The sequence below is a fragment of the Flavobacterium sp. YO64 genome (assembly GCF_004119505.1).
Lineage (GTDB): Bacteria > Bacteroidota > Bacteroidia > Flavobacteriales > Flavobacteriaceae > Flavobacterium > Flavobacterium oncorhynchi.
Genome location: NZ_NRQV01000019.1, coordinates 67,656 through 80,523, shown reverse-complemented (window position 1 = coordinate 80,523; position 12,868 = coordinate 67,656). Strand labels below are relative to the sequence as shown.

At 31.1% G+C, this 12,868-nt stretch carries 12 protein-coding genes; 6 read left to right on the top strand and 6 right to left on the bottom strand.

The annotated features are described in order from the left end of the window. Positions 1-35: 35 nt before the first annotated feature. Entirely contained in the window at positions 36-1,124 is a 1,089-nt protein-coding gene (locus tag BOW57_RS14410) for a hypothetical protein (protein ID WP_129055214.1), read from the bottom strand. Positions 1,125-1,428: 304 nt separating this feature from the next. Between BOW57_RS14410 and BOW57_RS14405 the strand changes: the two genes are divergently transcribed. Both BOW57_RS14405 and BOW57_RS14400 read left to right on the top strand, forming a co-directional pair. Then, entirely contained in the window at positions 1,429-2,481 is a 1,053-nt protein-coding gene (locus tag BOW57_RS14405; RefSeq protein WP_129055212.1) for a sensor histidine kinase, read from the top strand. 67 nt (positions 2,482-2,548) lie between these two features. Then, positions 2,549-3,247, top strand: a complete 699-nt coding sequence (locus BOW57_RS14400; protein ID WP_129055210.1) for a LytTR family DNA-binding domain-containing protein — start codon at positions 2,549-2,551, stop codon at positions 3,245-3,247. A 42-nt stretch (positions 3,248-3,289) separates the two neighbouring features. Here BOW57_RS14400 and BOW57_RS14395 read toward each other — a convergent pair whose 3' ends face one another. The 4 genes from BOW57_RS14395 to BOW57_RS14380 all read right to left on the bottom strand — a co-directional run bounded on the left by BOW57_RS14395 (position 3,290) and on the right by BOW57_RS14380 (position 7,767). Beyond that, positions 3,290-5,032: a CocE/NonD family hydrolase gene (locus BOW57_RS14395; protein WP_129055209.1), complete on the bottom strand. Its 1,743-nt coding sequence runs from the start codon at positions 5,030-5,032 to the stop codon at positions 3,290-3,292. 12 nt (positions 5,033-5,044) lie between these two features. Continuing rightward, a complete protein-coding gene (locus BOW57_RS14390; RefSeq protein WP_129055207.1) occupies positions 5,045-5,764 on the bottom strand; it encodes a LytTR family DNA-binding domain-containing protein in 720 nt (239 codons plus the stop codon). Then, positions 5,761-6,816 (bottom strand): sensor histidine kinase, encoded by a 1,056-nt coding sequence (locus BOW57_RS14385; RefSeq protein ID WP_129055205.1) that lies wholly within the window; start codon positions 6,814-6,816, stop codon positions 5,761-5,763. The genes BOW57_RS14390 and BOW57_RS14385 overlap by 4 nt, the downstream gene beginning before the upstream one ends. Positions 6,817-6,999: 183 nt before the next feature. Continuing rightward, positions 7,000-7,767 carry a carbonic anhydrase family protein gene (locus BOW57_RS14380; RefSeq protein ID WP_371413528.1) on the bottom strand — a complete coding sequence of 256 codons (768 nt, stop codon included), beginning with the start codon at positions 7,765-7,767 and terminating at the stop codon, positions 7,000-7,002. A gap of 275 nt (positions 7,768-8,042) precedes the next feature. On the opposite strand from BOW57_RS14380, the gene BOW57_RS14375 reads away from it, so the two are divergent. Further along, positions 8,043-8,774, top strand: a complete 732-nt coding sequence (locus tag BOW57_RS14375; RefSeq protein ID WP_129055202.1) for a hypothetical protein — start codon at positions 8,043-8,045, stop codon at positions 8,772-8,774. A 68-nt stretch (positions 8,775-8,842) separates the two neighbouring features. Here BOW57_RS14375 and rsmG read toward each other — a convergent pair whose 3' ends face one another. Continuing rightward, entirely contained in the window at positions 8,843-9,472 is a 630-nt protein-coding gene (gene rsmG, locus BOW57_RS14370) for a 16S rRNA (guanine(527)-N(7))-methyltransferase RsmG (protein ID WP_129055200.1), read from the bottom strand. 107 nt (positions 9,473-9,579) lie between these two features. Here rsmG and BOW57_RS14365 point away from each other — a divergent pair, with 107 nt between their 5' ends. The 3 genes from BOW57_RS14365 (at position 9,580) to BOW57_RS14355 (ending at position 12,864) form a co-directional block, all read left to right on the top strand. Then, positions 9,580-10,677 carry an acyl-CoA desaturase gene (locus tag BOW57_RS14365; protein ID WP_089054963.1) on the top strand — a complete coding sequence of 366 codons (1,098 nt, stop codon included), beginning with the start codon at positions 9,580-9,582 and terminating at the stop codon, positions 10,675-10,677. Positions 10,678-10,750: 73 nt separating this feature from the next. Beyond that, complete coding sequence (locus BOW57_RS14360; protein ID WP_089058197.1) at positions 10,751-11,941, top strand: pyridoxal phosphate-dependent aminotransferase; 1,191 nt, start codon at positions 10,751-10,753, stop codon at positions 11,939-11,941. Positions 11,942-12,318: 377 nt separating this feature from the next. After that, positions 12,319-12,864: a dihydrofolate reductase family protein gene (locus tag BOW57_RS14355; RefSeq protein WP_129055198.1), complete on the top strand. Its 546-nt coding sequence runs from the start codon at positions 12,319-12,321 to the stop codon at positions 12,862-12,864. Positions 12,865-12,868 lie beyond the last annotated feature (4 nt).

Genomic DNA, 12,868 nt, shown 5'->3' with positions numbered 1-12,868 from the left:
CTTTTAAATTGTGTTTTCCAATATAATTTTACTTTTTAATTCCCCAAATCAAAACTTGAAATAGTATGAAAACTATCTGCTTCTTTATTTTTTTCTCCTGGGAAAGTATCGTAATTAACAACCAATAATTTTCCTTTATAAATAATAGTTTCACATGGATTATCTAATTTCCCATCAGAGCCATCAGCGTCGTCATTTTCCCAAATTAAAGAAATTTTGTTCGTGTTTAAATTGAGTTGATGCACACTGTTATTCTCATAATTGGCAATAAAAATGGAGTTTCTTTTTTCATCATAAAAAAAGCCATCACAACATTTTAATTGATCTGAATCAAAAACAACTTTTTGAGATTTTACTTTTCCATCGCTGTAGAATTCTAATTTAGTAATTACTCCATCACCAAAATTTCCCGCATAAAGATTTCCTTTTTTATCAAAGGCTATTCCATCAATACCAATTGTATTTTTAGTGACTTCGGGTTTTAAGGTAAAAGTTGCAATCAGGTAATCTTTTTTATTTGATGAATCCAGAACAATATTTTTCTTATTTAATTGATCTAACGAAAAACTATAAATTCCGCTTTCTCTTCTATTTTCAAACAAAGCATCTGTTATATAAATTCTATTTTTTGACCATCTCACCGCTTCTCCAAAATTAAATCCTTCTACCAAAACCTCAGCATTCAAAGGTTTCCCCTCTTTTACAATAACTCTAATCAATCTGGAAAAATTCTCTTTTCCAGCAAAAAACTGATTATCCATTACATATAAATTACCATCAGGACCAAACTCCATTCCCATAGGATGTACTTTTTTTGTGGTTGGGTGTAATGGCAATTTATCAAACCATGTTATCGGTTTATCATTTTTATCAAAAGTTAGAATTTTACTGCCATATTTTTCAAATGAAATTGGATTTGTAATCGATAAAAACAAGTTGCCTTTTTTATCCAAAGCCATTCCATCAGGTGTTTGGCAGGTTTCTCCCAAATCAGCAAATAAAGTTGGTTTTATTACTTTCGAAGTCTTACTATATGTAATTTCTTGATTGCTTGCTTGTGAAAATAAATTCGAGGCATTCAATAAAATTAGAATCCCAATGGCAGTTTTAATTGCTTTTTTCATTTGTTTTAGTTTTACTTGTTTCTTGGTTAAAAAGGTTTTCATTTTAATGTATTACTTAAAATTGTCGCTAACAGAATAATAAATTTGATCATTGTTTCTATTTTTTGACGAATATAAATGCAGTACCAATATCTTATTTTGCGCATAGCTGAAAAACCTCTTTTAGCATTCAAACAATCCTTTTTTGGCAAACTGTTGGGTTCGTATGCGCAGATTGTCATTTTAAACGCAAAAACGCATTATTCAGACCTTGAAACAAAGCTTTTTTCTATATTTTACTATCTTGCTCTCAATTAAATATCTTATGAATTTTATCAAACAAATAGATCTTAAAAGGGTTGCTCTTCATTGCTTATACTGGATTTTCTTCTTATTTTTTTATATTACAAATAAATCTAATGACACCAGTACTTATGATTTTACGTTTGTATATACTTGGAAAATTCTAGCGCAGGCAGCTGCCGGCTACGGATTAATTTACTGGATCATTCCGCAGACGCTTAATAAAAAGAAATACCTGCTTTTTATAGTTTTTGCTTTAAGCTGGCTCTATATTGTTTTTGCTTTTTTGATGATCCTTAAATATTATTATCTGGAACCAAAATTTCCAGGATTTTTTAATGATTGGCTTGGGCATAAAATGGACATTCCTCAAAGATTAACTTCTGTAAAGTTGATAGTAAGAGAGTTTTCTTTTATCACTTATCCCATTATTATTTTAGGTTTTATCAGTTTCAACAGAAAACAACAGCGTCTTTTAAAACTCGAAGAAGAAAAGAAATCAATGGAATTAAAGGTCCTGAAAAATCAATTAAATCCTCATTTCCTTTTTAACACTTTAAACAACTTATACACTTTAACACTAAAAAAAGATGATAAAGCACCTGAAGTAATTGCTAAACTATCTGAAATTCTGGACTTTGTATTATACCGATGTAATGAAGATTATGTTTCTATCGAAAAAGAAATCGCTTTAATTGAGAATTATATTGCTTTGGAAAAACTCCGCTACAGCGAAAACAGATTAGATATTTTGTTTACCAAAGACATTCAGGAAAGCAATAAAATTTCTCCTTTAATTATATTAACTTTTATCGAAAATGCTTTTAAACATGGTGTAGTTAATGAAACAGAAAAAGCCACAATTCGGTTAAAATTAGAAAGTAAAAATCAGCAGATTATTTTTAGTATTGAGAATACAAAACCCAAGAATGATTTTGCCGCAATTTCAGACAAATCAAAAATAGGTTTAATAAATGTTCGTAAACAACTAGATTTGTTATATCCCAAAAAACACAAAATGGAAATCAGAGAAACGCAAACGCACTATACTGCAAAACTCTGCCTTATTCTTTAATTTATCTTATTGTATAAAAGTACTAATAGAGTAACTATAAAAAAGTGATTGAACTAAATTCAAAAAAATGAAACATAAATGCATTATAGTTGACGATGAACCTTTAGCAAGAGAATTAATCGCTTCTCATTTAGCAAATTTCGAAAACTTTGAACTAATTGATTCTTTCGAAAATGCACTGAAAGCCTACACTTTCTTAGAAAACAATGCTGTCGATCTTATTTTTTTAGACATAGAAATGCCTTTATTAAAAGGAAACGATTTTTTAAAGAAATTGAAGAATCCTCCAAAAGTAATTTTCACTACTGCATATCGAGAATATGCATTAGAAGGATATGAACTAAATGTAATTGACTATCTCTTAAAACCAATTACTTTTGATCGTTTTTTTGCTTCAATTGAAAAATTCAGGCAATTACAAACTCCTAAAAAAGAGAGTCATTCAACGACTGAAAACTACATTTTTGTAACAAGCGGCAATAAAAATATTAAAATTATTCTGGATGAAATATTATTTATTGAAAGTCTCAAAGATTACATAACAATACATCTCGAAAATGGCAGGTCGTATCACATCAAACAAAATATTTCTGCTTTTGAAAAATTATTAAACCCAGATTTTGTTCGTGTTCACCGCTCATTCATTATTCAGGTAAAAAAAATGACTTCTTATTCTAAAAATGAAATTGAAATAAATTCTGTCGAAATTCCGATTGGGAATAGCTACAAAGAAAACTGGTTAATTCATTTAAATACAATCACGTAACAAAAATCAGAATCTCTTTATCGAGATTCTGATTTTGCTTTTTTACTTCCAAATTGGAATTTTCACAAAGCTATCATTATACCATTTTACTTTTAATGGTTCTTTTGCATCTTCAATTGTTTCATCGCTGACTTCTTTTCCTGTTCCATAATTTAATTGAGAAAACGGATTTTTATTAACATTAATAACCACCAGCAAACTACTTCCTTTACTTAATTGTTTGCTTACTAAATGCGTATTTGAAAAAGGAATTGATTCGATTTCATTTGGTCTCAGTAAATTTCTTTTAGTAATATCTTTAGCATAACTCGCACGTCCTAAAAAGTATGAAAGATGAAAATATTCCCCATTTGACATTACTTCATATAAAGTAACTCCTATATCCATATCTTTTTTATTGATACTGGCTTTAATCTCGCCTAAAAAAGAACCATTTATCAAGATCGGTTCTTTCAAAGGTTCGCTTATAAAAGCAAAGCCATTTGTTGTGTCAATTTCTTTTCTGATAATAGGATCTGGATAATAGTCATTATTTTGAACTTGTCGGTCAGCAAAATCGACTTCTTGGTACAGGTACTTTTTTTGAGCTGCTTTTTTATCTTTTAAAGAATAAAATTTCCCTTTTTTACTATCTGATAAATACAATTTAAGAAAACCATTAGCCATCTTATCAAGAGAGGGAGTACTTCGCCATTCATTTGCACCCATTACTTCATAGTTAATCTTGTCTTTGAGTATTTCTGGTTTTACACCATTTTTCAAAATATAATCAAACCATTGGTAGGTTATTTTTTTAATATTGATTATCGACACTGGATCAACTTTGTAATCATACAATTCTTTTTCACCTCCAATCTGAGTCCCAAAATGATCGTAGGGTCCAATAACTGCGTAGACTGGAGTTTTGGGATTGTATTTTTGAAGCTCTCTTATATAATATAAACTTGAATTTTGAGAATCATTATAATAACCATCGAATACTAATACGGGAATATTTATTTGTGCAAAATCATTTTTATAGGGTGCCATTTTTTGCCAATATTCATCAAATGAGGGGTGCTTGATCCATCGTTGAAAAAGTCGATTGGGACTTCCATCGAGACTGTCTAGCTTTTTGTAAGCTTCGCCTATTTCCCACCATTTCCATTGCATTTTTCTAAAACGCTGCCTGTCATTTCCCGTAATTGTATCCAGATATTTATTATTACCAACATAAAACGACCATTCATAATTAGGATTTATAAATACATTGTTTTCCATTGGCAAACCCATTCCTGGTCTGTTAGCAACATACGGAACTATCGTCTTAAGTGCTAGATGCATTTTTTTACAAGCAGCCCATTGTGTAAATCCGTTATAACTGCCGCCATACATTCCTACGCTCCCGTTGCACCATTTTTGTTTACTGATCCAATCAATAATATCATAAGCATCATTGCCGTCATTTTCATAAGGAAGTATGTCACTTTGACTAAATCGCTTTCCTCTTGTATAGGCAATTACACCTACATAGCCATTATCAGCAGCTTCTTTTAAGGATTTAATGTCTCTTCCTTTATCTCTGACATAAATTGTAAATTGAAATACTACTGGTTTTGGAATAAGAGCTTCTTTTTTTCTTACTATTATTGCCGATATAAAAGCGCCATCTCGTGTTTTAATCATCACGCTATCTTGAATATCATAAGCACTTTTTAAATCTTCAGACTTTATTCTCTTGGTTTGTTGCGAAAATGTATTAGATACTATTAAAATAAGAAATACAAAATTTAAAATTGTTTTCATTGAATAGCTTTATTAAATTCCATTGCTTTTTTTGAATTTTGCTGATTGTCGTTTAGACACCTTTAATAATTCTCCTGTTTTAAGTTTTACTTCAAGTCCACCATCGATTGTACTATTAACTTCCTGAATGTATTTAATATTTACAATTTCAGTTCTGTTTATTCTGAAGAAAATAGACTCATCCAACATTTCTTCCCATTGCCGGAGTGAACGTCTTTGCATCGCTTTTTTGTCTTGAAAATAAAGTCTTGTATAATTCTCTAGAGATTCTATTAAATAAATTTCATCTAATTGAATGAAAAACCTTTTTTCGCCATCTTTAATAAAAATCCTTCGGTCTTGTTCTGTCGCACTGCTCAATACAGATTTCATACCTATGGTATTTCTTATTTTTTCAATTGCTTTCGAAAAACGTTCATCTCTTATGGGCTTCAGCAAATAGTCTAATGCATTTACTTCAAATGCTTGTACTGCAAATTGATTATGGGCTGTAATAAATAATACCTCTGGAACATTCTCTAAGGATTCTAATAAATCAAAGCCAGATCTTTCAGGCATTTCAATATCTAAAAAAATCAAATCAGGCATTTTCTTTTCAATCAGAACTTTGGCATCATATGCATTTTCAGCCTCACCAATTAGAATAAAATCTTCATACAATAATAAAGCTCGTTTAAGTTCTTCTCTCGACAAACGTTCGTCATCAACTAGTATAACTTTTATCTTTTTCATTTCGATGGTATTAAAATTGTTGCCAAAACTGTTTCATCCCGCATCTCTTTTATTTCAAAAAAAGCTTGTCCATTATATTGCAGCAGCAATCGCTCTTTTAGATTCTTTAGTCCAATGCCCGAATCCTTTATTTCTTTGCTGAGTTTACCTGAATTTTGGACTGTAATTTTTATTAAATCATTTTCGGCTTTTACTTTTACTTCTATAAATCCGCCGTTTTTTCTTTTTTCAATTCCATGTTTAACGGCATTTTCAACTAATGACTGAATACTAAAAGGCAAAATCAAATGCGTTAATTCTTCTTCATTTGCTTCAATTTTAATTTGCAAGCGTTCTTCAAAACGCATTTTTTCCAATTCAAGATAATCTCTAACCAAATTAATTTCATCACTTAAAAGAATTAATTTCTCAACATTGCTGTTTAAGGAATTCCTTAACAATTCAGACAAAAGATCAATTGCTCTTCTGGCTAAATGCGGATTCTCTAATACCAAAAATTTTATATTATTTAATGAATTAAAAAAGAAATGCGGATTAAGTTGTGAACTCAGATTATTTAATTGTGCTTCTTTTACAATAATAGACAGTCTAGCATTTTCTTTTACTGTTTGCAATTCAAGTCTTGAATAATGATAAAGGTGATACGCTAATACCCAAATCGACATTAACCTGGTTCCTGTAATAAAAATTTGCAATTGCATCGATTTAAAAAATACCGTAAAAGGTAAAAGATGGCCTTTTAGTATAAAGAGGCGAACCAGATATAATTTACCAGCAATCAAAACTGTATATGCCAAAGAAAGCATCAAAACACCTATTATCATTTTTGGAATTAATTTTTTCAGATTTAGTTTATTCCATCCCTTTTTTAAAACAAAATTTCGATAAAGATGTGTTAGTCCAATACCAATCGAAACATCTAATATTAAATCGGCAACACCAATTTTCCAGATAAAATTACCACTGAAAAAAGCCTGAAATCCCCAGTATAAAGAAGCTGTAAGCCATCCTGCCAGTTGAGTTTTCCAATAAGTCGATATTGTTTTATTCATTTTTAAGGTAAAAGATATTAGTGACATCGTAAAGGTATTTCTCTAATATAGAGCGAACAAATAAAAGTACATGAAAGAAAAATAATAGGTGATAAATGAAATTTTCTTGCTCAGAATTTTATCTGCATGAAAAAAGCCGGATCTATTTTCAAGATTCGGCTTTTATTTTTAATGATTTTAAAATTAAAGAAAAACAACTTCTCCAGAATGCAAATCATAATAAGCTCCTATAATTTTGATTTCGCCTTTATCTGCCATTTCTTTTAAAATAGGACTTTTTGCTTTGATATTTTCGATTGTTTCAAGCACATTTATTTTTGCAACATGCGCTACAAATTCATCATTTTTAGAAGTTTTGTCTCCTTTAAAATCTTGAGATTTTGCTATTGCAGGTTTTATTTTAGCAAGCATCGCCGTGATATTCCCTAATTCTACATTGTCAATCGCTGATTTTATAGCTCCGCAGGATTCATGTCCTAAAACCAAAATGAGTTTTGCTCCAGAAACTTTACAGCCAAATTCCATACTGCCTAATAAATCTTCATTAACAAAATTCCCTGCGACTCTTCCAACAAAAAGATCTCCAATTCCTTTATCAAAAACATCTTCTACAGGAATTCTACTGTCAACACAAGAAAGAATAACTGCTTTTGGGTATTGTCCTTCAACAGCATCACGAACCAATGCTGAATGATCTCTTAAAGTCAAGTCGTTATTCATATATCTCTTATTTCCCTCTTTCAAACTCTGAATAATCAAATCAGGAGTAAGTGCTTTTTGTTGTTCTTCAGTTAAAACTTTTTCTTTTAATGGAACTAATTTTGAAGCTGTTTCGATCATTACATTTTCATGCAATTCTTCAGGTTCTTGCGCTTCTTTTGCTTGTTTTTTCTCGCAGGAAACTACGAAAAACATCATTAAACCAATCGTACAAAGTATTTTATTCATCATAACTGTTTTTTAAATTAAACAATAAAAAAAGTTCAAGTGATCAATCAAAGGAAAACAAAATTTCTTACAATTTTACCAAATTAAATTTACACAAAACAGCATTACTTTAATTAACATTTTTCGAGTAGTTGTTGTAATACTTTTCTTATGACATTGATTACTAATACCATACACTTGTTAAAAAACTTATTTTGTTATTTTAAAAACTTCTAATAACATTTCGTAAAAAAACATCCCTTTAAATTTGTCTTAAAATAATTTAACACATTAATCAAATGAGGAATTTAAACAATGTCCCTAAAATAATTTTAGAATCAAAAAGTATTGGTCATTCAATTGATTTTACTTGGACTAGGAAGAAAATAGACAAATTTCTAGATCCTCTTGAACAAAATCAAGAGTTGGAAAATGCATTAACACATATTAATCATAAAGGCTCTATTGGTCTTACTGCGGCATTATTAGAGTGGATTTATTGGCGCTTTACAGGATTCACGCAAACAACAAATGACACCCAAAAACGAATTGAAGCTCTTTGGTGCTCTATTAATAATCGAGAGCAGATAAATCCTTTATTGTTTGATACCGAACTTGAAATTCCTGCCGTAGGTCCTGTTGATGGTGCATTATGGATTGCTTTAATGAACGTGACGATGATTGATGTTAGATATAGAAAAGGATCTTATTTTTTACAAAATGAACTTTTAGGATTAGTATTATTAACGCGTCATATTACTCCAAAAAAGAAAACTTTCGACAAATGGCTTAGCAGCACGATCTCTAACTTAGTTTCACTTTATCCTTGTACTTATAGTTATATTGATTTAGACGAATCTGATGAGGCAGTTTACAATTCATCAAATGAACCTGTAATATGTCGCGATTTTTTCTTTGATCCCGAGTTTAAATACAGTGTTGAAGCATCAGAAAATGCAATTCACAATTTTATCGATAATTTAGATCTCAAAGCAAATCCTTTTTTGAATTCTGCTAAAAAGGCATCCTAATCAACCTAATATTAACTCAAAAAATAACCCGAAAGAATACTCATTCGGGTTATTTTTTTAAGTTTAATTTAAGCTTTAAATTTTAAAGGCAGATGAACCACTTTTTTAGTTTCAAAAAATTCATCGTCAAATATTTCTGCTAAGTCATACAGAGTAGTATTTGGGAAATCTTTTAATTCTTCTGTCAGATCTCCTCCTTTCAAATACAAAATTCCGTTTTTCAAAGTATGCTTGTGTTGCTTTTTAATTTTATCTTTTATCCAAGAAACAAAATCTGGCATATTAGTTACAGCACGGCTGACAATAAAATCAAAATCCCCTTTTACTAATTCTGCACGCTTTTGTTCAGCCTTTACGTTCTTTAATTCTAATGCATCGACAACACCTTGAACTACTTTTATTTTTTTTGCGATTACATCAATTAAATAAAAACGTGTTTCAGGAAAAAGAATCGCCAATGGAATTCCAGGAAAACCTCCCCCAGTTCCAACATCAAGAACTGTTGCTCCCGGCTCAAATTTCATGATTTTAGCAATTCCTAAAGAATGCAAAATGTGTTTTGTATATAAGGCATCAATATCTTTTCTAGAAATTACATTGATTTTTTCATTCCAATCGTGGTATAAAAAGTCTAATTTTTGAAATTGTTCGATTTGAAGATCGGTCAAATCAGGAAAATATTTCAATATCTCATCCATTGCTCTAAATTTTTAACAAAAGTACTACTTTACGATTGAAATATTTAACTCAATTTTGCAAATTGAGAATTTATAATAATTACCTTTGAAACCTATTTAAATTAATTATGAATAACACTGCTCCAACTTTTGCAAGGCAAGACAATCTGAAGTTTTTCAGAACACTTAACTCTCGGGTAAACAATTACTTTAAAGAGAACAACATTCAAAAGACCGGAAACTGGAAGCTGCACTTAAAAGCTGTTATTCTGTTCGCGGTTTTTCTTACTCCGTATTTTTTAATCCTCACACTTAATATGCCTTTTTGGGTAATGCTGCTTTTATCAATCGTAATTGGTATTGGTATGGCTGGTGTTGGAATGAATGTAATGCATGATGGAAATCATGGGTCGTATTCTAATATAAACTGGATTAACAAATTTATGGGAGGTACTATTTATGTACTGGCAGGAAATGTTTATAACTGGCAGGTACAACATAATGTACTTCATCATACATATACCAACATTCCAGGACATGACGAAGATTTAGACGCTGGAAGAATTATCCGTTTTACTCAAGATGCAAAATGGCATAGTTTTCATCGTTTTCAACATTATTACTCTGTTTTCTTATATGGACTTTTGACTTTTAATTGGGCAATTACAACCGATTTTAAGCAAATGAGAAACTACCTTAGAAGAAAATTATCTTATGGTGAACCAAAAAGCCCAAAAATTCTTTGGACAACTTTAATCATCACCAAAATTATATATGTTTCTATTTGGATTGTTTTACCAATTGTAATAGGAATTACTTGGTGGAAAGTTCTTCTTGGCTTTTTCGTAATGCATTACACTGCAGGATTAATCTTAAGTGTTGTTTTTCAGTTGGCTCACGTTGTAGAACATACTACAAATCCAACTCCAAATGAATTAGGAGAAATGGACAATACTTGGGCAATTCACCAATTATTTACTACAACAAATTTTGCTCCAAAAAATGCAATTGTTAACTGGTACACAGGAGGATTGAATCATCAAATCGAACATCATATTTTTCCAAACATAAGTCATATACATTATGGTAAAATTGCAAAAATCGTAAAGGAAACCGCAAAAGAGTGCAACTTACCTTATTATGAATACAAAACAATGCGAAGTGCTATTATTGCACACTTTAAGCATTTACGCGATTTAGGAATGAAACCTGAATTATCAGTTTAAGCTAAAAAAAATCTATTAATAATAACCTTCCTTAATTAAAAGTTGAAAATTAAGGACATTCAAAATTTTTATAATGAACCATATTCTTTCAGACAGAATCAACAACCTTGCGACTTCACAAACATTGGCAATGGCAGCATTAGCTCGCGAATTAAAAGCTCAAGGAAAAGACATTATCAGTTTAAGTTTAGGTGAGCCTGACTTTAATACACCTGACTTTATTAAAGAGGCTGTTAAAAAAGCAGTAGACGAAAATTATAGCACATATTCTCCAGTAGAAGGTTACCTTGAATTAAGAGAAGCAATCTGCAGAAAATTTAAAAGAGACAACGGATTAGAGTACAAACCAACTCAAATCGTGGTTTCTACAGGAGCAAAACAATCTTTATACAACATTGCGCAAGTAATGTTAAACGATGGTGACGAGGTTATTTTACCTGCACCATATTGGGTTTCATATTTCGAAATCGTTAAACTTTCAGGAGGAGTTCCTGTTGAAGTTCCAACTTCTGTAGATACAGATTTCAAAATTACACCAGAACAATTAGAAGCTGCTATCACGCCAAAAACAAAAATGATGTGGTTTTCTTCTCCTTGTAATCCGTCAGGATCTGTTTACAGCAGAGAAGAATTAACAGCATTGGCTAAAGTTTTAGAAAAACACCCAAATATTTACGTAGTTGCTGACGAAATCTATGAGCATATTAATTTCTCTGGAACTTTCTGCAGCATCGGTTCAATCCCAGGAATGTTAGAAAGAACAATCACTGTAAACGGAGTTGCAAAAGCTTTCGCCATGACAGGATACAGAATTGGTTATATCGGAGCTCCCGAATTCATCGCAAAAGCATGTACAAAAATTCAAGGACAAGTAACATCTGGAGCAAATTCTGTAGCACAACGCGCTACAATTACAGCAGTAGACGCAGATCCAAGTGTATTAAACCACATGGTACAGGCTTTCCACACACGTAGAGATTTAGTTGTTGGATTATTAAAAGAAATTCCAGGAGTAAAAATCAATGTTCCAGAGGGAGCTTTTTACGTTTTCCCAGACGTTTCTTCTTTCTTCGGAAAAACTTTAAAAGGAACTGAAATTAAAGATGCAAACGACGTTTCAATGTATCTTTTAGCTGAAGCCAATGTTGCAACCGTAACTGGAGATGCTTTTGGAAATCCAAATTGTATTCGTTTCTCTTACGCAACAAGCGACGATATTTTAAAAGAAGCATTACGCAGAATCAAAGAAGCTTTGACTGCATAACAACATAAATAAGTTTTATTAAAAACGGCTTAAGGTTCAAAAGTTTCATCACTTTTATACTTTAAGCTGTTTTTTTTATGGAGTTATTATGGGGCGTGTCCCTCTGGGTCGGGCCATCCGCTGCAAGTCCTCGCTCTTCCTTCGTCAGGCTGTGGGCTTTCCACTGCTATCCCTCACGCAAAATAACAAACAAGATATTTCATTCTAAAAAGAAACTTAACTCTCCAAATTTTGATTCTAAACCTTTATAAGAGTCTCCCCAATTCTTTAAAACATAAAATAACACTTCCGAATGAACTAAATACTCTTTTATGTTCGATTAAAAACTTAAATACTATATTTTTATATCAAAAAAACATAACAAAATAGTATCTCTCATGAAAAAAGTAATTTTAGATTTAGCTGTAACCTTAGATGGTTTTATCGAAGGTTCAAATGGAGAAATTGATTGGTGCATTATGGATGATGAAATGGACTTTGATGGATTTTTATCAGGCATAGATACTATTTTTTATGGCCGGGTAAGTTATGATTCTTGGGGTAATTATCAGCCAGAAGCAAATGCAGGTAATGCCGAACTAATGCTTTGGAAAGGAGTACATTCAAAGCAGAAATATGTTTTTTCAAGTCAAAGCAGGCAAGATAATAAAGCAACATTTATAAACTCTGATATTGCTACAAAAGTAAATGAGATTAAAGCACAATCTGGAGACGATATTTGGCTGTATGGCGGAGCAAGTCTTATTAAAACTTTTATCCAATTAAACCTTATTGACACTTATAGAATATCAGTTCACCCTATAGCTTTAGGAAACGGCAAACCATTATTTGAAGACTTAAAAGAACGACTCGAATTAACATTACTTAAAACCAATATTTTCAAATCTGGAGTAGTACAGCTTATTTACGAACCAACTAAATAAACAA

Bases quoted from the DNA above. Each gene is read 5' to 3' on its own strand.
- BOW57_RS14410 (WP_129055214.1), bottom strand. From the start codon at position 1,124: ATGAAAAAAGCAATTAAAACTGCCATTGGGATTCTAATTTTATTGAAT.
- BOW57_RS14405 (WP_129055212.1), top strand. From the start codon at position 1,429: ATGAATTTTATCAAACAAATAGATCTTAAAAGGGTTGCTCTTCATTGC.
- BOW57_RS14400 (WP_129055210.1), top strand. From the start codon at position 2,549: ATGAAACATAAATGCATTATAGTTGACGATGAACCTTTAGCAAGAGAA.
- BOW57_RS14395 (WP_129055209.1), bottom strand. From the start codon at position 5,032: ATGAAAACAATTTTAAATTTTGTATTTCTTATTTTAATAGTATCTAAT.
- BOW57_RS14390 (WP_129055207.1), bottom strand. From the start codon at position 5,764: ATGAAAAAGATAAAAGTTATACTAGTTGATGACGAACGTTTGTCGAGA.
- BOW57_RS14385 (WP_129055205.1), bottom strand. From the start codon at position 6,816: ATGAATAAAACAATATCGACTTATTGGAAAACTCAACTGGCAGGATGG.
- BOW57_RS14380 (WP_371413528.1), bottom strand. From the start codon at position 7,767: ATGATGAATAAAATACTTTGTACGATTGGTTTAATGATGTTTTTCGTA.
- BOW57_RS14375 (WP_129055202.1), top strand. From the start codon at position 8,043: ATGAGGAATTTAAACAATGTCCCTAAAATAATTTTAGAATCAAAAAGT.
- rsmG (WP_129055200.1), bottom strand. From the start codon at position 9,472: ATGGATGAGATATTGAAATATTTTCCTGATTTGACCGATCTTCAAATC.
- BOW57_RS14365 (WP_089054963.1), top strand. From the start codon at position 9,580: ATGAATAACACTGCTCCAACTTTTGCAAGGCAAGACAATCTGAAGTTT.
- BOW57_RS14360 (WP_089058197.1), top strand. From the start codon at position 10,751: ATGAACCATATTCTTTCAGACAGAATCAACAACCTTGCGACTTCACAA.
- BOW57_RS14355 (WP_129055198.1), top strand. From the start codon at position 12,319: ATGAAAAAAGTAATTTTAGATTTAGCTGTAACCTTAGATGGTTTTATC.